Source organism: Ruegeria sp. AE4 (assembly GCF_056542185.1).
The window spans coordinates 18,890-38,455 of sequence record NZ_JBQFZK010000009.1 but is presented as its reverse complement, the minus strand read 5'-3'; the positions used below and the strand labels follow the sequence as shown (position 1 = coordinate 38,455).

Below are 19,566 nucleotides of genomic sequence, written 5' to 3'. Positions count from 1 at the left end.
GGCCAGTTTCCGCATGTGTGTGTAAAGGCCGTTGTCGCCGTGTCCCTTCAGACCTATCTTGCGCATATGCGCTGGCTGTTCACTGTCATGACCTGTTGCCTGCCGATCCCGGCACTATCCCACCCGCATGTCTTTATCGACACCGGGCTGGAGTTCATCGTGGATGAGGCCGGTCACCTGACCCATATCCGGGTGACGTGGGCATATGACGAATTTTACTCTCTGCTTGTTCTGGAAGACATGAATCTGGATCAGGATGCTGACGGTATTCTGACGGAAAGCGAAGAAAAACGTCTGAGCGGGTTCGATATGCAATGGGTCGAGGGATATAACGGCGACCTCGTGCTCACCAAAGACGGAACACCGGTGGCTCTGTCCCGCCCGATACAGCCCAGCGCGACAACGGAAGACGGGCGGATTGTAACCACCCATTTGCGAGCGGTCGAAGGCGACGCAATACTTGCCACAGGGCTTTCCGCCAAGGCATTTGATGAGTCCTTCTATACGGCCTATGAGATAACGCGCCCTGTAACTGTGACAGGCCCAGCTTTATGCCAGATGGATCGTAACGAACCCGACATAGACGGGCAGCTTGCACAGATGCAGGCGTTTCTGTTGACACTGGACGCGGATTACGACCTCGAGGAAAACGATATTCCCTTGGTTGGTGAGAACTTTGCGACTGAGATACTTGTTTCATGTCCCGTTTCCTGATTGTTCCGGTCGCTCTGGCCTTTGGTTTGCTGCTTTGGTTCTGGGGCAGCGGTGGGTTTGACAGTCTGGCAGGTTGGGCTGCCGGAGAGCAGCGGGACTTTCAGAACCAGATCGCGCGGTCCCTGCGTGCCGCGCGCGCGGAACAGCCTCAGGCGGTGGCCACGCTTCTGACCGTCTGTTTCGCCTACGGGTTCTTTCATGCTGTGGGTCCGGGCCACGGGAAGGTTTTGATAGGGGGCTACGGTTTGGGTCGGCGTGTCGCCTTCTGGCGGTTGTCGGCGATCAGTGTATTGTCCAGCCTTGGTCAGGCGGTGACGGCGGTTGTGCTGGTCTACGCGGGGGTGCTGGTCTTTCAGATGTCCCGCGAAAGCCTAGTTGGGACGACCGAACAGGTGATGGCTCCGATCAGCTACGGAGCCATTGCGTTGATTGGGCTTTGGCTGGTTGTACGGGCTGTGCGCAATTTCGCACGACAGCAGAAAAAGCATGTCTCTAACGATCACACCCATCAGCACCATCATGATGAGGGAGCCTGTGCGGAGTGCGGTCATCGTCATGGTCCAACCGCGGACGAGGTCGCAAATGTGGGCACGTTGCGCGAAGCCCTGATCCTAATCGCAGGCATAGCAGCTCGGCCTTGTACCGGTGCCTTGTTTGTACTGATTTTGACGTGGCAAATGGGCATCGCCATGGTGGGGATCGCGGGTGCTTTTGCCATGGCGCTTGGCACGGCGACTGTGACTACGCTGGTCGGGTGGACGTCTTTTGGTCTGCGCGGCGGGCTGCTGGCTTCGGCTTCGGCCACGCGCTTTGCGTCGGTTCTGGCACCCTCCATCGAACTGGTGGCGGGACTTGTCATTGCGGTGATTGCAGGCGGGTTGCTTCTGCGCGCGGTTTAGATCAGTCGAACACCGGGTCCGGATATCCGACCCGCGCCAGATACAGCCCGTGCGGCGGACATACCGGCCCGCAGGCAGCGCGGTCGGCGGCTTCTAAAGCCTCACGCACATCTTCCGGGGTCCACGCTCCGGCGCCCACACGTTCCAACGTTCCGACGAAACTGCGTACCTGATTGTGCAGGAACGACCGGGCGCGCACGTGGAAATGAACCTCGGGGCCGGAAAAGCCTGCGACCCGTTCAACGCGCAGTTCATCCAGGGTTTTGACCGGGCTGGCCGCCTGGCAGATCGACGACCTGAACGTGGTGAAATCATGCCGGCCCAGCAGCATGTTTGCCCCTTCCTGCATGGCGTCGACATCCAGAAGGTGGCTAATCTGCCAGACCTGTCCCCGGTCGTGGGTTGCGGGCGCCCGGCGCATCAGGATGCGGAACAGATATTGCCGTTCAACCGCTGAAAACCGCGCGTGCCAATCCTCGGTCACGGGGGCGGCCTTTACGATGGCCACTGGGAGAGGCTTGAGGTGATAGTTCAGCGCCTCAGACAGGCGGAACGGGTCCCATTCCTTTGTCATGTCGCAGTGGGCAACCTGCCCCAGGGCGTGAACACCGGCGTCCGTGCGCCCCGCTGCGGCAATTGTGTGGTCGCCCGGCTGAATACGGGACAGGGCCTGTTCGATGGCGCCTTGTACAGATGGTTGATCCTTTTGCCGCTGCCATCCGGCAAACGGTTCCCCCTGGTATTCAACTTTCAACGCATATCTGGGCATGTGCCGCTGGTACAGCGCAGCGCAGGATCGGGCAAGGGGGCGAAAGCGCTGGTATGTGCCGCGACCGCTACCTATCTTGGGCAAAAGGAAAATTGCGGGGCGGCGGATTGGTCATCTCTTCACTGGCAGACAGTCTTGCACGTGGCGTCGAAAGTATCGGCGACAGCGTGTCCGAGACATTTTTCGAGCCGGTCATCCGTTTGGGTGTCACCGGGCTGGCGCGGTCCGGTAAAACAGTATTCATCACTTCGTTGGTTGCCAATCTGCTGGATCGGGGCCGTATGACCGGGCTGGTTGCGCAGCAGGAGGGGCGAATCAATGCCGCCTTTCTGCAACCCCAACCGGATGACACTGTGCCCCGGTTTGATTATGAATCGCACCTGTCCGCCCTGACGGGACCGACACCGCACTGGCCAGACAGCACGCGCGCGGTATCTGAATTGCGCTTGTCCTTCAAAGCCCGTCCTGCCGGGCTGCTTGCCAGGCTGCAGGGGCCGCGCACGGTCCATCTGGATATCGTCGACTACCCCGGCGAATGGCTGCTGGACCTGGCCTTGCTGGACAAGTCTTACGCAGACTGGTCTCAGGAAACACTGGCACGGATTAAGACCCGCGCCGAGGCTGCCGCGTATCTGGCACTGGTCCAAGATACAGACCCGTCGGTAGGGCACGACGAACCTGCCGCACAAGCTCTGGCCGCGTCGTTCACCGCCTATCTCAACGCAGCGCGCGATGCCGGGTTTTACGACTGTACCCCCGGACGTTTCCTGTTGCCGGGTGATCTGGCGGGATCTCCGGTTCTGACATTTGCACCGTTGGCAATCACTGGCCCGTCGCGGCGCAGGACCCTTCAGCGCGAGATGGAACGGCGGTTCGAAGCTTATAAATCTCAGGTCGTGAAACCGTTTTTTCGGGATCACTTCTCGCGGATTGACCGGCAGGTGGTTCTGGTTGACGCGCTGGGCGCAATTCACAAAGGTCCTCAGGCCGTTGAAGATATGCGCCGCGCGATGGCTGATATCCTGTCGGCTTTTCGTCCGGGCCGGAACGCATGGCTGAGCCAGCTTTTGCTGGGTAAAAAAGTCGAACGCATCCTGTTTGCTGCGACAAAAGCGGACCACCTGCACCACACGCAGCATCCCCGCCTGACCGCGATTATCGAAGCTTTGACGCGCGAGGCACGCGATCGTGCGAATTTCGCCGGGGCCCGGACTGCGGCCCTGTCTCTGGCCTCGCTGCGTGCAACGACCGAAGAGATACGCAGCCATGGCGGAACCGATCTGCCATGCGTGCGTGGCACTTTGTTGGACAGCGGCAAACAGGCTGCTTTTTATCCTGGACAATTGCCCGAGGATCCAACGCATCTGTTGGGTCCGGCGCGAAATGGGGCGGAGAGCTGGTTGAACGAAGATTATGGGTTCATGGCCTTTGCGCCGGCAAAACTAACCCTGAAACCTGGTGACGGCCCCCCGCATATTCGACTGGATCGTGCAGCGCAGTTTCTGATCGGAGACAGATTGTGATCGCGACACTGCGCCCCGCACGCACCACAGATGCCGGTACAATCGGTACGATCCTGCACGATTTCGCTTTGGAAAACGACTGGATGCCCAAATTGCACAGCTGTGCTGAAACCATCGCCTTTTGCGGCCGGATGATTGATCAGGGCTGGGTCACTGTGGCCGAGGCAGAGACGGGCGTGGTCGGGTTTCTGGCGCTGAATGGTGGTGAAATCCATTCACTTTATCTGGATGCACAAGCTCGGGGGCAGGGGATTGGTCAGCAATTGCTGGGTCACGCGAAAGCAAGCCAGCGGCGGCTGGGCTTGTACTCGTTTCAGGATAATTCCCGCGCCTGTCGGTTCTATGAGCGAAACGGCTTTGCCGAGGTGGCGCGCAGCGATGGGGCAGAAAACGATGAAAACCTGCCGGACATAAGGTTTGTCTGGCACAGCAGGGATACGACAAATGGCTAAAGGTCCGGTTTTGATCGATCTTGACGATGATGAACCCGCTGCTGATGTCGCGCAGGCAAAACCGGTGCCGGATACTGTGCCACCTCAGGGGCAGGCGATGCAAAGCGCGGCCCGACTGGCGGCCAGCAAACCCTCAGTCCTTGCGCGCTGGTTCTGGGGGCTTGCGCTTTCGGTGGTCGGGGCCGCCATATCGGTGGCCACCTGGGATTTTGCAACCTCTCTGGTGACGCGGATGCCCGTTCTGGGTTGGATCCTTGCCGGATTGTTGGCTGCATTGGTTCTGGTGGTGGTGATCATCGCGCTACGCGAACTCGCGGCTTTGGGGCGGTTGTCCCGTGTTGATGGGATGCGCCGTGCAGCGGATATTGCATTGGCTGATGAAGACCTGGCTCAGGCGCGTGCCGTCACACATCGCATCATTGCATTCTACAAAGGGCGCGAGGATACCCGCTGGGGTCGCGAGCGGTTGTCCGAGCGTATGGGGGAACAGTTCGATGCCGAGGCGCTTTTAAACCTTGCCGAGGATGAATTGTTGACCCCGCTCGACGCCGCCGCCAGCCGTGAGGTTGAGGCCGTAGCACGGCAGGTTGCCACCGTGACCGCTCTGGTCCCTCTGGCACTGGCGGATGTTGTAACGGCTCTGGCCGCGTCCCTGCGGATGATCCGTCGCATTGCGGAAATCTACGGGGGGCGGGCTGGCACGCTGGGAAGCTGGCGTCTGACCCGTGCCGTCTTTGTGCATCTGGTCGCAACTGGGGCGGTGGCCGTTGGTGACGATCTGCTGGAACCTGTTCTGGGCGGATCCGTTCTCAGCAAATTGTCCCGACGGTTCGGAGAAGGTCTGGTCAACGGTGCGCTCAGCGCCCGAGTGGGCGTGGCCGCGATGGAGGTCTGCCGCCCCTTGCCATTCTCAAAACGCCACAAACCTTCCACGCGAGGCATCATTAAACGCGCCTTGCAGGGTCTGTTCTCCAAGGGTTGATCCAGAGCAAAGCGTCAGACCACACCCTTCTGCACTCTGCCAGTGAACAGTAGGAGCAAACCATGACGGATCACGGTCACAGTCCGCAGGAAATTGCCGACCGGATCAACGCTCCGCCCGGGCGCGGTGTGTTACGCGACGTTGTGTATGGCGGCATTGATGGTTCCGTCACCACGTTTGCCATTGTCGCCGGTGTCGCGGGGGCGGGTCTTTCCCCGTTTGTTATCGTGGCACTTGGTTTGGCAAACGTTCTGGCGGACGGGTTTTCAATGGCCGCAGGCAATTACTCGGGGACTAAGGCCGAACTGGACAACATACGGCGCATTCGGGCGATCGAGGAACGCCACATCGCACTCTACCCCGACGGCGAGCGCGAGGAGGTCCGTGAAATTCTGTCGCAAAAAGGGTTGTCAGGGGAAATTCTGAACGAAGCCACCGCCGCGATCACGTCGAGCCACGAACATTGGGTCAACCTGATGATCGAGGGTGAATATGGGCTGGGCAGTGTCGACCCACATCCGATGAAAGCCGCGTTGGCCACGTTTTTCGCGTTCCTTGTGGCCGGGATGATCCCGCTGTTGCCGTTTTTGGCGTCGGTGGAGAACGCTTTTGAGATGTCGGTCTGGATGACGATGGGGGTCTTCTTTGCGATTGGTGCGTTCAAAAGCCGGTGGTCGTTGGCGCCCTGGTGGCGGTCAGGTATCGAAACGCTGTTGATCGGTGGTCTGGCGGCACTGATCGCGTATCTCGTCGGGTCTCTGTTCCATCCATAAATGTCGCAGCACGGTGGTCGCGACTGGTCAAAACTTCCCGGATAGGTAGAGTGGCGTAAAACAGGTGCAAAGGCCGATGGCAGATCACGAGATTTCTGGAAAGAACGTATTGGTTCTGGGTGCTTATGGGTTCATCGGCACCGCCGTCACGCGGGCATTGTCGGCCGCAGGTGCCACGGTTCAGGGCATGGGGCGCAATCTTGCCCAAGGGGCAAAGGTCCTGCCGGGGGTTTTGCTGAAACAGGGCGATATGCGCGATCTGTTGCAAAAGAACGATTGGCAGGACCTGCTGGCCGACGTCGATGTCGTGGTGAATTGCGCAGGGGCTTTGCAGGATAACGCGCAGGACAACCTTGAAGCGGTGCACCATATGGCGGTCGCAGCCCTTGCAGGGGCCTGCGCGGAAGGTGGCATAAGCGTTGTTCAGATTTCGGCCATCGGGGCAGAGCCGGACGCCAGCACGCATTTCCTGCGCAGCAAGGCACGCGGAGATGCCGCTTTGCGCGCATCGGGCGTAACACTTTGGATCCTAAAGCCGGGGCTTGTTATCGGGCAAACGGATTATGGGGGAACGGCGTTGCTTCGAATGCTGGCGTCTGTTCCTTTTGTTCAACCGCTGGCTTACCCCGATACACCTGTTCAATGCATGGGGATGCCCGATCTGTGTGACGTGGTGATTGCTGCCGTTGCCGGTTGCCTACCGCAGGGTAATTACGATCTGGTCGAGGATACCCCGCATAGTTTGTCGGACGTGGTGCGCTGCACGCGACAGTGGCTTGGGTTTCCTGCCGCGCGCTTCCATCTGGTCCTGCCGCCTGTCCTGACAAAAGCCGTTGCGGCCATTGCGGACTGTTTGGCCTTGTTGGGTTGGCGGTCTCCGCTGCGCAGCACGGCGATGACGGTCATGGCGGATGGCGTGATCGGCGATCCCGGCCCTTATCGTGCAGCGGCCGGGCGCGGGATTGCCGCCTTGCCTGAGGTCTACGCCATGCTGCCTTGCGCGCGCGAGCATCGGTTGACTGCGCGGATGACGCTGTTGATGCCACTGATCGTTGCAACACTCAGCCTGTTCTGGTTGCTGTCGGGCCTGTTTGGTCTGGCGGGTTTGTCCGCGGCTTCGGGTATGCTGGTCGAAGCCGGGTGGTCATCCGCCTTGGCGGTGACCAGCGTTGTGTTCTGGTCCCTGATCGACATAGCACTTGGTCTGGCCATCCTGTGGCGCCGATGGGCGGCGCGGGCCTGTGTGGCGCAGTTGACAGTGGCCATATTCTACCTGATTGCCGCTTCGGTCACGATGCCGGAATTGTGGTTAGATCCGCTGGGGCCGCTGGTGAAAATCCTGCCCGCGATGATCCTGTCGCTTGTGGCGTTGCCCTTGTTTGAGAGCCGATGATGGACCCTGAACTGATCTTGCGATGGCTGCACGTCATAGGTGCATGTGTGCTGCTGGGAACCGGGGCAGGGATCGCCTTTTTCATGCTGATGGCGCACCGGACAAACGACCCGCACGTCATCGCCCATACGGCGGGTATCGTGGTACTGGGTGACCTTCTGTTCACCACGACCGCCGTCATCCTGCAACCGGTGACCGGAGCGCTGCTTGCCTGGCAGATCGGATGGCATTTGGGTGAAGGATGGATCGTGTTGTCTCTGGTGCTTTATGTTTTGACAGGCTTGTTCTGGTTGCCGGTGGTTTGGGTTCAAATCCGGTTGCGGGACCACGCGCGAACGGCGGCAGAGCGGGGAATGCAACTGCCACCGGAGTATTACCGCTTGTTTCGGTTCTGGTTTGCTTGCGGGGTTCCGGCATTTCTGGCGGTTTTGACCATCCTTTGGCTGATGATCGCTCGTCCGGCGATTTCTGTACTTTAGACTTTGTCACGGCTTTCCTGACTGTTGCTGACCGACAGCACAAGATAGCTTGGCCGAAATTACGGATCGGAGAGACTCGGTTGGAAACGCTGCTTGTTCTTATTGGCCTGGTTGTTCTGGCCATCCCGGTGACATTGATTGCACTTCTGGTCGGACATTCCCGATTGCGTCGCCGGGTCGAACAACTGGAAGGGCAGATCAATGCGTTGGTGTCGGGTGATGCACCGGCGTCGCTGCAACCGGAACAGGATGCACCTGCACCGCAACCTGTGGCAGAGGAACAGGTTCACAGCCCGGGGCCGTGGGCCGCGCCAAAGCGACAGGAAGACGAAAGCGCCGAAGATGTAGACACCGACGCCGCTACTCCTGCAATTGTATTTCGCCATGACAGGTTTGCTGCGCTGGGCGCGTGGCTGCGTGAGAACTGGTTTTATGCGGTCTCAGCACTGTCGCTGGCATTGGCCGGTATTTTCCTCGTGCAATATGGCGTTGAGAACGGATTGTTACCTCCGGCGGCCCGCGTTTTTGCCGCGCTTGGCTTCGGCTCGGTTTTGATTATCGGGGGTGAGGTTCTGCGCCGCAGGTTCGGGGATGACGAAGCGGTGGCCACTGCCTATTTGCCATCGGTCTTTTCCGGGGCCGGCCTTGTTACCTTGTTCGGCGCCATCCTGTCTGCGCGGCAGCTTTATGGCCTGATCGGGGCCGAGACGGCCTTGGCAGGAATGGTTGTCATCGCGCTTGTTGGGCTTGTTCTGGGGTGGTTCCACGGCCCGCTGCTGGCTGCGGTTGGACTGATCGGAGCTTTTGCAGCACCCTTTCTGGTTGGAGGCGCATCTGACGATCCATCGTGGCTCTATGCCTATTTTCTCTTGGTTGCCGTTTTGGGGCTGGGTATCGACACGGTGCGGCGCTGGGCGTGGATTTCGGTTCTGACGTTGGTCGGGGTATATGCGGCAAACCTGCTTTTGGTCAGTGGCGCTCCGAATACGGAACCGGGATATCTGGTCGCGACAACAGTGCTCGCACTTCTGGCGACGGCCATTCCGGTGCGGCGCGTTTGGCCCGATCATGCAGGGTGCATGATGTCTCAGGTGATCCGCACCCCCGGAACCCGCCCGTGGCCCGAGTTTCCAACTCGGCTCGCCGCCGGAGCGATTGCGGCCAGCACAGCAATCCTGTCCTGGCATTGGGCAGACTCAGCGGCTGAATTCTGGTTGGGTGTCTGCCTGCTGTCCGCCCTGCTTCTGGCGCTGCTATTGTGGGCCAAGGATGCGCCTGCGTTACAGGATCTGACCGTCCTGCCTGCGGCGGGCCTTGTGTTTTTTGTGGCCTCTCACGGGCTGGAATACGGAGTAGTTCTTCGCAGTTTCACCGACACCTATGCCGAGACGCCCGAGGCCGACTTTCCGATGGCAGCCACCGCGCTGGTTGCTTTGGGCGCGCTCATGTCGATTTTGATGGCATGGCGGTCATTCAGGGCAAACCAGTATCGTGCAATCTGGGCCGGGGGCGCTGTAATTCTTGCACCGGCGCTGGCCATCGCTTTGGAATTGGGCTGGCGTCCTGCCACGGTTATCGGTGCGTACGCCTGGGCCCTGCACGCGATTGTCCTGGCAATTCTGATGGTGGTTCTGGCCGGGCGTTTTGGTCGCGCCGATGGCGACGACCGGATGCGGGCTGCTCTGGCCACGTTGTCCGCGTTGTCTTGTCTGGTCTTTGCTTGCGTCATCGTGCTCAGCTCGGCCGCGCTGACGATTGCGCTGGTGGCCAGCATCGTCGCAGCAGCAGCCTTGGATCGCAGGTTCACCTTGCCGCAGATGAGTTGGTTTATCTGGGCCGGTGTCTTTACCGTCACCGTACGCTTGGTACTTGATCCGGGTCTGGACTGGGCCAACGCGGCCCCGCTTCCCGAAATGGCGATGGTCTATGGCGCGGCCACGTTGGGTTTCGTGGCTGGCTGGTGGCTGTTGCGTCCCTTGCAGCGGCCGGTTGCAGCACTGTTGCTGGAAAGCGCGGCTTGGGCAACAGGAGGCATTCTGCTGTCCCTGTTGCTACTGCGGTGGCTTGAAGGTTTCGGTGAAGGCGGGGCCGACAACAGCCATTGGGGTCTGGGCCTGCTGGCGGTCATCTGGCTGCTGCTGGCCTTCGCTCAGGTTCAGAGGTTTGGGCTGGGTGGCAAGCTGAATTATGCACGGTACGTGTTGGCGGCGTTCTTTGCCGGTCATGGCGTGTTCCAGCTGACCCTGGCGTTGACCGACCAAAACCCGCTTCTGAACCCCAACGCCGACCCGGTGCTTGGCCCACCGGTTCTGAACACCCTTGTCCTTGCCTATCTGGTGCCCGCACTGACCATTGGATTCTCGGCCTGGCGGATCAAGGACATGCCAAGGCAGATCAGGCTGGCAAGCTACGCCTTTGCGGGTGCGTTGGTTGCCGTGTGGTTCGGGTTGACCATCCGCCATTTCTGGCAGGGCGCAGCAGGCATGTTTGAAGGCAACGGCGTCACGCAGCCCGAGCTTTATACATATACCCTTGTTCTGCTGCTGGTCGGGGCGGCGCTGTTCTACCAATCTCTGGCACGTGGTTCGGATGCGATGCGCAAGGCGGGGTTGGTGGTGATAGGGCTGGCGGTGGCCAAGGTCTTTCTGATCGATATTGCCGGTCTGGGCGGGCTGATCCGCGTGTTCTCACTGCTGGCGCTGGGGCTTGGGCTGGCCGGTCTGGCATGGTTGAATCGCTGGGCCAAGCTGCGCCATTCGCCGCATGGGCCGGAACCTCTGGACCATTGAAGGCAGGCGTCTTATAAGCGCGGCCATGTATGACCGGACGGCCATCATTATTCGAATTATATCCCCGGCGCTCTGACCCTCTGAGACGCCGGGCAAAGGTGTTTGAGAATTCGCACCGACCGCTTCGATCCTAGTACGACCAGATCATCCAAAGGACGCTCAAAATGTGCGCCGACACGACCCAAACGCCTGACTATAAAGACACGCTGAACCTGCCCAAAACCGATTTTCCAATGCGCGCGGGCCTGCCTGCACGCGAACCCGCATGGCTGGAGCGGTGGGAGACCATCGGTGTCTATGACCGCCTGCGCGAGAAAACGGGGCGCAAACCCTTTACTCTGCACGACGGCCCCCCCTATGCGAACGGCCACCTGCATATCGGCCACGCACTAAACAAGACGATCAAAGACATGATCGTGCGTTCCCATCAGATGATGGGCTTTGACGCGCGTTACGTGCCCGGTTGGGACTGCCACGGCCTGCCGATCGAATGGAAGATCGAAGAACAGTACCGCAAGAAGGGCAAGAACAAGGACGAGGTGAACATCGTCGACTTCCGCCAGGAATGCCGCAAGTTCGCCGAAGGCTGGATCGACATCCAGCGGGAAGAGTTCAAGCGCCTGGGCATCACCGGCAACTGGCCCGATCCCTATATCACCATGGACTTTCATGCCGAGGCCGTGATTGCCGACGAGTTCATGAAATTCTTGATGAACGGCACGCTGTATCAGGGCTCGAAGCCCGTGATGTGGTCGCCCATCGAAAAAACCGCGCTGGCCGAGGCCGAGGTCGAGTATCACGACAAGGAAAGCTTTACCATCTGGGTGAAGTTCAAGGTCATGAACGCGGGTGATCTGGATGATGCGTTCGTCGTAATCTGGACCACCACTCCCTGGACCATGCCGTCGAACAAGGCGGTCGTGTATGGCAACGACATCTCCTACGGCCTGTACGAAGTCACCGGCGCGCCTGAGGAATGCTGGGCTAATGTGGGTGACAGATTCCTGCTGGCTGACAATATGGCCGCAGATGTGTTGGGTCGTGCCCGTCTGAACGACGATCAGTGGACCCGTGCACGCGGTGTCGCCACCGATGAACTTGAAGGTGTTCAACTGACCCACCCGCTGGCCGGGGCCGAGGGCGGCAATGGCGAATGGGACGACCTCCGCGACTTCCGCGCGGCTGACTTCGTGACCGATACCGAAGGCACCGGTTTCGTCCACTGTGCGCCGTCACATGGTATGGAGGAATTCGAACTCTACCGCGATTTAGGCATGTTGGAGCAGGTCATCACCTATAACGTGATGGATGATGGTTCGTTCCGCACCGATCTGCCGTTCTTTGGTGGCAAATACATCCTGTCCCGCAAGGGTGGTGAGGGTGACGCGAACAAAGCTGTCATCGACAAGCTGGCCGAGGTTGGCGGGCTGCTGGCGCGCGGCAAGATCAAGCACAGCTATCCGCATTCGTGGCGCTCCAAGGCTCCGATCATCTACCGCAACACGCCGCAGTGGTTTGCATCCGTTGACCGCAACCTGGATGACGGCATGGGTGAGATGGGCGACAGCATCCGCGAACGTGCCCTGCGCTCGATCGACGAACTGGTCAAATGGACGCCGCAGACGGGGCGCAACCGCCTCTATTCGATGATCGAAGCGCGTCCGGACTGGGTTCTGTCGCGCCAACGCGCCTGGGGCGTGCCGCTGACCTGTTTCACCAAGAAAGGTGCCTTGCCCACCGACGCGGATTACCTGCTGCGCAACGCAGACCTGAACGCGCGCATCAAGGCGGCGTTTGAGAAAGATGGCGCGGATATCTGGTACACCGACGGGTTCAAAGAGAAAATCCTCGACGGCATCGCCAACCCCGATGACTACGATCAGGTGTTTGACGTGCTGGATGTGTGGTTCGATTCTGGTTCCACTCACGCCTTTGTTTTGCGCGACCGCGAAGATGGGACCGAGGACGGCATCGCCGACGTCTACATGGAAGGCACCGACCAGCACCGTGGTTGGTTCCATTCGTCCATGCTGCAGGCTTGCGGTACCAAGGGCCGTGCGCCATATCGGAATGTCGTCACCCACGGCTTCACGCTGGATGCCAAGGGCAACAAGATGTCCAAATCGCTGGGTAACACCATCGTACCGGAAGAGGTCGTCAAGCAGTACGGCGCCGATATCCTGCGCCTTTGGGTGGCTCAGACCGACTACACGGCCGACCAGCGGATCGGGCCGGAGATCCTGAAAGGCACCGCCGACAGCTATCGCCGTCTGCGCAACACCATGCGGTTTATGCTGGGCTCGCTGGCGGATTTCACCGAGGCCGATCGCGTTGCACCCGAAGATATGCCGCGTCTGGAGCGCTGGGTGCTCAGCCGGCTGGCCGATCTGGATGAGCAGGTTCGCAAGGGCTATGCGTCCTTCGATTTCCAGGGCGTATTCAGCGCGGTCTTCACCTTTGCCACGGTTGACCTGTCGTCCTTCTACTTCGACGTCCGCAAGGATGCTCTTTATTGTGACGGCGACACGCCGCGCCGTCGTGCTGCGCGAACGGTGTTGGATATCCTGTTCCATCGCCTGACCACGTGGCTGGCGCCGGTTCTGGTTTTCACCATGGAAGAGGTCTGGCTGGAGCGTTTTCCGGGCGACGATAGCTCGGTCCACTTGGTCGACTTCCCGGAAACGCCTGCGGATTGGCGTTTCGCCGAACTGGAAGAGGCCGTTGCCAAAGTGCGCCGTGTACGCCGTGCAGTGACAGCTGCGCTTGAGATCCAGCGGCAGGACAAGGTGATCGGCTCCAGCCTTGAAGCGGCACCGATTGTGCATGTTGAGGACAGTGAAACCCTTGATCTGCTGGCGACCTTTGACGTGGACGATCTGTGCATCACGTCAGGCCTGACCGTGACCGGCGACCCGGCCCCGGCCGAAGCATTCCGCGTACCCGAAATCGAAGGCATTGCCGTCGTGTTCGAGAAGGCCGAAGGCGAGAAATGTCAGCGCTGTTGGAAAATCCTTCCGGACGTGGGCCGCCACGCCCATGTCGGAGTTTGCCGACGCTGCGATGAGGCGCTAAGCTGATTGAAACCGCCCTCTCGATCCTTCGAGGGGGCGTTTTTCGTTTCACGTCTGCGCGGATTGCGGTGTCGGATTAAACAGGTCAAAGCCTATGGCTGAGTCCTTCAGGGCCTTCCAAACCTGATAATCCGTGAAATATCCGGTGTGACCACCGGGCTCGACCGGAATGTTGCGGTTTGCGGAAATCAGCCCGCCTTCAATCTCGGTCCCTACAAAGTCATCCTGCCTGAAGATGTTGAACCATGCGGCGTTCAGGTTTTTGGGAACGACTGTAAACATCTCGGGAAAATAGCGCTGATAGATATGGGTCACAGGACAGCCCATCGTAATCAGCGTCACGTTGCGCCCGTTGATAAGCTTTTGCACGCGTGGATCAGCCAGCATTTGCGTGGCAATCACGGTGCCTTGTGAATGTGAGATCACCGTGATGTGGTCCGCGGCAAAGATATCCACCACATAATGCAGTGCACGATAAAATCGTTCATCAATCGCCTTGCGATCCGGATAATTGCGCAGCCTCGTTTTCAGGTCCGCTTTCAGTAAACACTTGTCGCGAATGGCATAGGTGACGATGTCCCGTGCCACACCCAGCCCTGCTGCGACGAAATCGGAAAAGCGGTACATCAATGCTGTTGCACCCAGGACGATCAGGCCAATCTCGCCCTGTTTGCTTGCCAGTTTGTTCAGAACCCGGCCAATCAGATTGCAATTGTCCGTTCCGATCTGACACAGGGGATCGACGTGCTGGCTCAACGCGATTTCTCGGATAGTGACCATCGCCAGTACGATTGCACCGAACAAAAAAACCCATTGTGCAAAACGATTGAGGATGGCGCGGCTGATCAGCCCGTCGCGGACATGCAGGTTTGCCTTCAGCCTTCTGCGACCGGCAAACAGGCCAACACCAACAAACGCAAGCAGGACAATTGCCGCGAAGGCAACACTGAGTGTTTCGATGGAGTCACTGAGGAAATTGTCAAAAAGACCGGTCAGTTTTCCATCCGACAGCCCCGGAACCGTGTCGAGCATTTCCCGCAGCATTAGCCACAACCCGGAAATGAAGAACATCCAGAACACCAACATTCCTGCACATATGCTGGGGTACAGCCGCCTGTGTTCTTTCAGATTGTCTGCCTGAACCTTTTCATCAAGGCTGGTCGCAGAAAGCACGTACAAAATGATTGTCATGAAGATCAGCGAAGCCCAGAAAAACGCGAGCAGGTAGACCTGAAAGGCCACAAACTGCTCCAGCGCCGAAGGGCAAACCGGGCTGTCCGGCAAGGGTGTGCAGGCTCGGATTTCCAGACCAAGCGGACCAATGATCAGGCAGATCAGCAGCAAAAACCCCATCCCGAAAATGCCGCGCCAGAATACGCGTCTTAGATAAGTCGGAGCTGCAAAGCTGCGCCTTAGTCCGTATGCGGCCCCTCCGGCATAAAGCGTGAACAAGAGCCAGAACAGCAGGATCGTGCTTTGAAAGAAGATCCCGGGAACGCGATCAACCATAACGGCTATGGCACCGATCAGAAGATAGGCATTCAGGGTCGCAACTGCGCCGAAGAAAACCCAAGTAAAAAGGTGAACCAGCCGCGCGGGAAAAGTGTTCCTGCCGTTGGGTTGATCCGTCGCCACGTCCGCGCGGCTATGCGTTTGTTCGGCATTGTCCATGGCCAGATAACCCAGCGCCAGAACAACCCAGATCAGGTCCAATGCTGTCTTAATGGCTCCTTTCGGGGCGGGTGAGCGGTCGGCCCAGAAAACCTCGGCAAACATGGCCTCGTCCTGCGGTGCTGACGGTTTCGTCACCTTGCGCAGGTTGACCGGGAACAGTTTCGCGCTTCGGGGGGTGCCGTCGAAGGTTGTTTCGGCCAGCTCGATCATCCCACGCTGAACCTCAATCGGGGGTTCGGGATTGCCATCCAGCCAGGTTGTCGCGGCCCCGACGACCTGATCGACGGTCTCACCGGGTATTTGTTCGCCAATTCCGTGAACCGTCAGGATCAAATGACGACCCATCTCATGCTCCAAATCTCTTTTTGACAATGCGGCTAGGCTAACATGATTGCCGCAATTCGCAAAATCCGCGCGTCGCGCAGCCCCACGGTTTCGCCACTTGAACTTGGAGGATTGATCTGAAACCGTCAGCCCATGGCGATGATTGCAGTTGATACTCAGTTCGGAAGACTTGGGATCGAGGAAACGGATGGTGCCCTCACGCGGCTGGTCTGGGACGGTCAGGACGACGGCGAACCAACAGCTCTGCTGCGCGAGGCGGCGGCGCAGTTGATGGCCTATGACGCTGGACGGCTTGACCGCTTCGATCTGCCCTACCGCATCCATGGATCGCAGTTTCAAAGGCGGGTCTGTGATCTTATGTATGCCATTCCTCTTGGGGAAACGCGCACCTACGGGGATATCGCCAAGGCGCTGGGACAACCGGCGCAACCGGTCGGTCAGGCCTGTGGGGCAAACCCGATTCCCGTTATTATTCCCTGCCACCGGGTGCTGGCTGCCAATGGGCTGGGCGGGTTTTCCGGGTGCGGCGGGGTCGAGACAAAGGTTGCACTGCTACGGCATGAACGGGCGGCGGGTCTTTTGATCTAAGCCTCGAAATTCGGTTGCAATCCGGTTCTGGGAAGCACAACTTATATCAGTTGCTGAATTTGAAGGATCGCATTGAATGAGCACCGAAAAAGATCGCGCAGCCCAGAAGAAGGCCATTATCGACCGGTTGATGTCGCTTGAGGCAGAGGAGCTTGCAACGGCGCAGGCCCATTACGATGCATTTCTGAAGGATGCCCAACTGGATGACCGGGAAGGCCACGACAAGGATGACATAGCCGCATCGCGCGAAAATGCCGATCTGGCAGCTGCATTTGACGCGCCTGTTCATGCGCATCATGCCAAAATCGATGTGATCGAGAATACCGATTTTGGTCTGACAGATACAGTCAGGCCGGGATCGGTGATCAAGTTCAACAACCGCAGCTTTGTCGTCTGCGTTTCGACGACCCGGTTCGAGGTGGGTGGAGATACATATATGGGGATCTCGACACAAAGCCCGATCTACCTAGCCATGGCCGGTCTGAAAGCGGGCGACGTCTTTACCCATAACGGTACTGAATTTGAGGTTCAGGACGTTCTTTAAATCCGGTCCGGCAGCGCTCGTGTCAGGTACGGCGCTGCGGAACAACCTGTTGTGCGATACCCGCAAATGTCAGGTACAGGCTGGCGATGACCAGACCCCAGTGGGCCCAGCTTTCGGGATGAAAATCGACCCATGCGGCCCAGCCCGCAAAGAACGTCCAGGCAAGGGCGACCGGCAAGGTCAGACTGCGCCAACGCTCGGTGCGCACGGGGTGAACGAATTTCAAAGGTAGAAACATCGCAAGCGACAGCAGCGTGACCAGCAGCAGGATGATCCAGAAATTGGGCTCCAGTGCGAAGATCACGACAACGAACATGTTCCAGCATCCGGGAAAGCCGGAAAAGGAATTGTCCTTTGTTTTCATCCGGGTGTCCGCGAAATACATCGCGCTGGCAAAGGTGATGACGATGATTGCGAACCAGCCGGTCCATCCATCCATCAATCCGGATTTGAACAGCGCAAAGGCTGGGATGAACACATAGGTCAGATAATCGATGATCAGATCCAGCAAGACGCCGTCAAACTCGGGTGCGTTTTTCTTGACGTGATAGTGCCGCGCCAACGGGCCGTCGATGCCATCGACAATGAAGGATACAACCAGCCAAAGGTACATGAGGCTCCATTTCTCTTCCACGGCGGCCAGCATGGCCAGCATTGCGAAAACAGCACCAGTGGCAGTGAAGAGATGTACGGCAAGAGCTTTGAATCTGAGTGTCATGCTAGGGTCATGACCGATGCACGCCAGAGATGCAAACCAAAAGCCCGAGGTTACTGTTCAATGTGTCAGTCACGCCTTTGGATGCGCACGGTTGTAGACTTCCATAAGCCGTGCAGTATCCACGGCGGTATAGGTCTGTGTGGTTGACAATGAGGCGTGCCCCAACAGTTCCTGAATGGCCCGCAGATCTCCTCCTGCGGACAACAGATGGGTGGCAAAGCTGTGTCTCATGGCATGAGGTGTGGCGGTTGAAGGTAGCCCCAGTTGCATCCGTGCCTTGGCCATGACGCCTTGAATCGCGCGCGGGTTCAGCGGGCCGCCACGAGCGCCCCGGAACAAGGCTGCGTCCTTCGCTTGCGGGTGGGGGCAAAGCTGAAGATATCGGTCAACCGCGTCTCGGGCAGCTGGAAGAACCGGAACGATCCGTTCCTTGTCGCCCTTCCCGACAATGCGCAACGTCTCGGGCAGGGGCGCGTCTGCACCGGTCAGGGATAAGGCCTCGGATATCCGCAGACCACATCCATAAAGCAACGTGACAACCGCAACATCGCGGGCCGCAACCCAGTCGGACACAGATTGCAGCTCGACCGTGTCAATCATGGCGCGCGCGGCGTCTTCGGCCAGAGGGCGGGGCAGTTTCTTGGTGAATTTGGGCGCGCGGGTCGACAAAACGGCGGTGGGTTCAAATCCCTCTCGCTCGGCCAGCCAACGATAGAAGCTTTTGACGGCGGACAGTTTGCGCGCAAGGGATCGCGCGCTGATATCCCCGCTGCGCTGATCCGCCATCCAGGCGCGCATATCCGACACGGTGATCCGTTCCAGCGCCTTCAGCCCCTGCCGTTCCCCGTGATGAAGGGTCATGAAAGACAGAAACTCGATGACATCGCCGCGATAGGCGGTTTGCGTGTTTTGCGACCGCCCCGCCAGCGCGCCCAGAGTGTCCAGCCAGTGCTGGAGCGCGTCGCGGCAAGCGGGTGAGATCAGGTTCACGACAGCCAGTGGCGCATCGAGCGTTCGAATACGCCGGAAAAGAAGGTGAGAAGATCGGTGCCGAGTTGCGGTGTGAAATGCCGCGGATCGCGGGCCCCCATGACGATCATGCCCGGCAGGCGACCCGGACCGAGGTCCAGTTTCAGGCAGGCTTCTGAGCGCAACTGATCCGCCAGCGCGCCGAAAACACGTCGGTTCGGCTGATGAGTTTCGCGCAAGGTCACGTCGCGGACAGGGCCGCCGCGCCCATTGGTCAGGTATTGATTGATAAAGCCGGGCTCTGCGATCGTCAGAACGCCTCCAAGCCTGTCGACGGCAGGATCGTTCTGAACCACGGTGGTTTCCAGAACCAGCGTGATGTGGTCAACCCGCAGGATATTTGCGACATCGGTTCCAAGGGCGCGCAGGAAATCCTCGAATTCGACCGGTTCCAGCAGGCGCAAAATCGCGCGGTGAACCTGATTGGTGCCTGCAAGGTTTTCATAGGCCGCCGCGATGACCGAGCGGTGGGTATCTTCCAGCCGGTCCAGCCGCGCCTCAAGCCGCTGCATGGCAATGCCGCGCAGATCGATCACATTATCACCCCGGGCGCGTTCGTTCGCGGCCACAAGGGCTTGCATCAGGTCCTTGTCGTCCAGAACGACGTCGGGCTCGGCCAGAATTGCCGCGCGGAGATTATCCTCGAGTTTGGGATTGCTGCTCATGTCCTGTCCGGTCTTTTTTTGTTGGGCGGCTTATAACATGCCGAACCGGATTTGCCTTGGGAAAAATGCACGCAAGAGTGGATTTCCCCGGATGCTGTGGCGGATAGGCTCCCGCCTGCCACGCCTGATCGCAGATCAGGCTTTGGGCTGTTGGGCCGG

General features: G+C 59.1%; 17 protein-coding genes. 12 read left to right on the top strand and 5 right to left on the bottom strand.

Annotation, left to right across the window (positions count from 1 at the left end):
• The first annotated feature begins 39 nt into the window (after positions 1 to 39).
• Both ACR0EK_RS12380 and ACR0EK_RS12375 read left to right on the top strand, forming a co-directional pair.
• The gene (locus ACR0EK_RS12380; protein WP_480967841.1) at positions 40 to 714 is read left to right on the top strand and encodes a DUF1007 family protein; all 675 of its coding nucleotides are present in this window, start codon (positions 40 to 42) and stop codon (positions 712 to 714) included.
• The gene (locus ACR0EK_RS12375) at positions 699 to 1,613 is read left to right on the top strand and encodes a nickel/cobalt transporter (RefSeq protein WP_480559732.1); all 915 of its coding nucleotides are present in this window, start codon (positions 699 to 701) and stop codon (positions 1,611 to 1,613) included. Before ACR0EK_RS12380 ends, ACR0EK_RS12375 begins: the two co-directional genes overlap by 16 nt.
• 1 nt (position 1,614) lies before the next feature.
• Here ACR0EK_RS12375 and truA read toward each other — a convergent pair whose 3' ends face one another.
• Positions 1,615 to 2,382 (bottom strand): tRNA pseudouridine(38-40) synthase TruA, encoded by a 768-nt coding sequence (gene truA, locus ACR0EK_RS12370; RefSeq protein WP_480900125.1) that lies wholly within the window; start codon positions 2,380 to 2,382, stop codon positions 1,615 to 1,617.
• Positions 2,383 to 2,489: 107 nt separating this feature from the next.
• Between truA and ACR0EK_RS12365 the strand changes: the two genes are divergently transcribed.
• The 8 genes from ACR0EK_RS12365 (at position 2,490) to ileS (ending at position 13,850) form a co-directional block, all read left to right on the top strand.
• A complete protein-coding gene (locus tag ACR0EK_RS12365) occupies positions 2,490 to 3,905 on the top strand; it encodes a YcjX family GTP-binding protein (protein WP_480967864.1) in 1,416 nt (471 codons plus the stop codon).
• Positions 3,902 to 4,357: an N-acetyltransferase family protein gene (locus ACR0EK_RS12360; RefSeq protein ID WP_480483988.1), complete on the top strand. Its 456-nt coding sequence runs from the start codon at positions 3,902 to 3,904 to the stop codon at positions 4,355 to 4,357. Before ACR0EK_RS12365 ends, ACR0EK_RS12360 begins: the two co-directional genes overlap by 4 nt.
• A complete protein-coding gene (locus ACR0EK_RS12355) occupies positions 4,350 to 5,339 on the top strand; it encodes a YcjF family protein (RefSeq protein ID WP_480967840.1) in 990 nt (329 codons plus the stop codon). The genes ACR0EK_RS12360 and ACR0EK_RS12355 overlap by 8 nt, the downstream gene beginning before the upstream one ends.
• Before the next feature lie 62 nt (positions 5,340 to 5,401).
• Positions 5,402 to 6,112: a VIT1/CCC1 transporter family protein gene (locus ACR0EK_RS12350; RefSeq protein WP_267367744.1), complete on the top strand. Its 711-nt coding sequence runs from the start codon at positions 5,402 to 5,404 to the stop codon at positions 6,110 to 6,112.
• A gap of 76 nt (positions 6,113 to 6,188) precedes the next feature.
• Positions 6,189 to 7,505 carry an SDR family oxidoreductase gene (locus tag ACR0EK_RS12345; protein WP_480967839.1) on the top strand — a complete coding sequence of 439 codons (1,317 nt, stop codon included), beginning with the start codon at positions 6,189 to 6,191 and terminating at the stop codon, positions 7,503 to 7,505.
• Entirely contained in the window at positions 7,505 to 7,984 is a 480-nt protein-coding gene (locus ACR0EK_RS12340) for a DUF2269 family protein (protein ID WP_480900203.1), read from the top strand. Before ACR0EK_RS12345 ends, ACR0EK_RS12340 begins: the two co-directional genes overlap by 1 nt.
• 80 nt (positions 7,985 to 8,064) lie before the next feature.
• The gene (locus ACR0EK_RS12335; RefSeq protein WP_480967838.1) at positions 8,065 to 10,773 is read left to right on the top strand and encodes a DUF2339 domain-containing protein; all 2,709 of its coding nucleotides are present in this window, start codon (positions 8,065 to 8,067) and stop codon (positions 10,771 to 10,773) included.
• A 164-nt stretch (positions 10,774 to 10,937) separates the two neighbouring features.
• Positions 10,938 to 13,850, top strand: a complete 2,913-nt coding sequence (gene ileS, locus ACR0EK_RS12330) for an isoleucine--tRNA ligase (RefSeq protein WP_480967837.1) — start codon at positions 10,938 to 10,940, stop codon at positions 13,848 to 13,850.
• A 42-nt stretch (positions 13,851 to 13,892) separates the two neighbouring features.
• Here ileS and ACR0EK_RS12325 read toward each other — a convergent pair whose 3' ends face one another.
• Complete coding sequence (locus ACR0EK_RS12325; RefSeq protein WP_480967836.1) at positions 13,893 to 15,863, bottom strand: hypothetical protein; 1,971 nt, start codon at positions 15,861 to 15,863, stop codon at positions 13,893 to 13,895.
• A gap of 132 nt (positions 15,864 to 15,995) precedes the next feature.
• Between ACR0EK_RS12325 and ACR0EK_RS12320 the strand changes: the two genes are divergently transcribed.
• Positions 15,996 to 16,451 carry a methylated-DNA--[protein]-cysteine S-methyltransferase gene (locus ACR0EK_RS12320; protein ID WP_480546325.1) on the top strand — a complete coding sequence of 152 codons (456 nt, stop codon included), beginning with the start codon at positions 15,996 to 15,998 and terminating at the stop codon, positions 16,449 to 16,451.
• Between the two features lie 76 nt (positions 16,452 to 16,527).
• Entirely contained in the window at positions 16,528 to 16,995 is a 468-nt protein-coding gene (locus ACR0EK_RS12315; protein WP_480507053.1) for a hypothetical protein, read from the top strand.
• A 22-nt stretch (positions 16,996 to 17,017) separates the two neighbouring features.
• On the opposite strand, the gene ACR0EK_RS12310 is transcribed toward ACR0EK_RS12315, so the two are convergent.
• From ACR0EK_RS12310 to ACR0EK_RS12300, 3 genes are all read right to left on the bottom strand, one after another.
• The gene (locus ACR0EK_RS12310) at positions 17,018 to 17,713 is read right to left on the bottom strand and encodes a CDP-alcohol phosphatidyltransferase family protein (protein WP_480483981.1); all 696 of its coding nucleotides are present in this window, start codon (positions 17,711 to 17,713) and stop codon (positions 17,018 to 17,020) included.
• Positions 17,714 to 17,782: 69 nt separating this feature from the next.
• Positions 17,783 to 18,703 carry a tyrosine recombinase XerC gene (locus ACR0EK_RS12305; RefSeq protein WP_480967835.1) on the bottom strand — a complete coding sequence of 307 codons (921 nt, stop codon included), beginning with the start codon at positions 18,701 to 18,703 and terminating at the stop codon, positions 17,783 to 17,785.
• Positions 18,700 to 19,407 (bottom strand): DUF484 family protein, encoded by a 708-nt coding sequence (locus ACR0EK_RS12300; protein ID WP_209505485.1) that lies wholly within the window; start codon positions 19,405 to 19,407, stop codon positions 18,700 to 18,702. The genes ACR0EK_RS12305 and ACR0EK_RS12300 overlap by 4 nt, the downstream gene beginning before the upstream one ends.
• Positions 19,408 to 19,566 lie beyond the last annotated feature (159 nt).

Excerpts from the sequence above, each read along its gene's own strand:
- ACR0EK_RS12375 (WP_480559732.1), top strand. The coding sequence starts at position 699 with ATGTCCCGTTTCCTGATTGTTCCGGTCGCTCTGGCCTTTGGTTTGCTG.
- truA (WP_480900125.1), bottom strand. The coding sequence starts at position 2,382 with ATGCCCAGATATGCGTTGAAAGTTGAATACCAGGGGGAACCGTTTGCC.
- ACR0EK_RS12355 (WP_480967840.1), top strand. The coding sequence starts at position 4,350 with ATGGCTAAAGGTCCGGTTTTGATCGATCTTGACGATGATGAACCCGCT.
- ACR0EK_RS12350 (WP_267367744.1), top strand. The coding sequence starts at position 5,402 with ATGACGGATCACGGTCACAGTCCGCAGGAAATTGCCGACCGGATCAAC.
- ACR0EK_RS12345 (WP_480967839.1), top strand. The coding sequence starts at position 6,189 with ATGGCAGATCACGAGATTTCTGGAAAGAACGTATTGGTTCTGGGTGCT.
- ACR0EK_RS12340 (WP_480900203.1), top strand. The coding sequence starts at position 7,505 with ATGGACCCTGAACTGATCTTGCGATGGCTGCACGTCATAGGTGCATGT.
- ileS (WP_480967837.1), top strand. The coding sequence starts at position 10,938 with ATGTGCGCCGACACGACCCAAACGCCTGACTATAAAGACACGCTGAAC.
- ACR0EK_RS12325 (WP_480967836.1), bottom strand. The coding sequence starts at position 15,863 with ATGGGTCGTCATTTGATCCTGACGGTTCACGGAATTGGCGAACAAATA.
- ACR0EK_RS12320 (WP_480546325.1), top strand. The coding sequence starts at position 15,996 with ATGGCGATGATTGCAGTTGATACTCAGTTCGGAAGACTTGGGATCGAG.
- ACR0EK_RS12315 (WP_480507053.1), top strand. The coding sequence starts at position 16,528 with ATGAGCACCGAAAAAGATCGCGCAGCCCAGAAGAAGGCCATTATCGAC.
- ACR0EK_RS12310 (WP_480483981.1), bottom strand. The coding sequence starts at position 17,713 with ATGACACTCAGATTCAAAGCTCTTGCCGTACATCTCTTCACTGCCACT.
- ACR0EK_RS12300 (WP_209505485.1), bottom strand. The coding sequence starts at position 19,407 with ATGAGCAGCAATCCCAAACTCGAGGATAATCTCCGCGCGGCAATTCTG.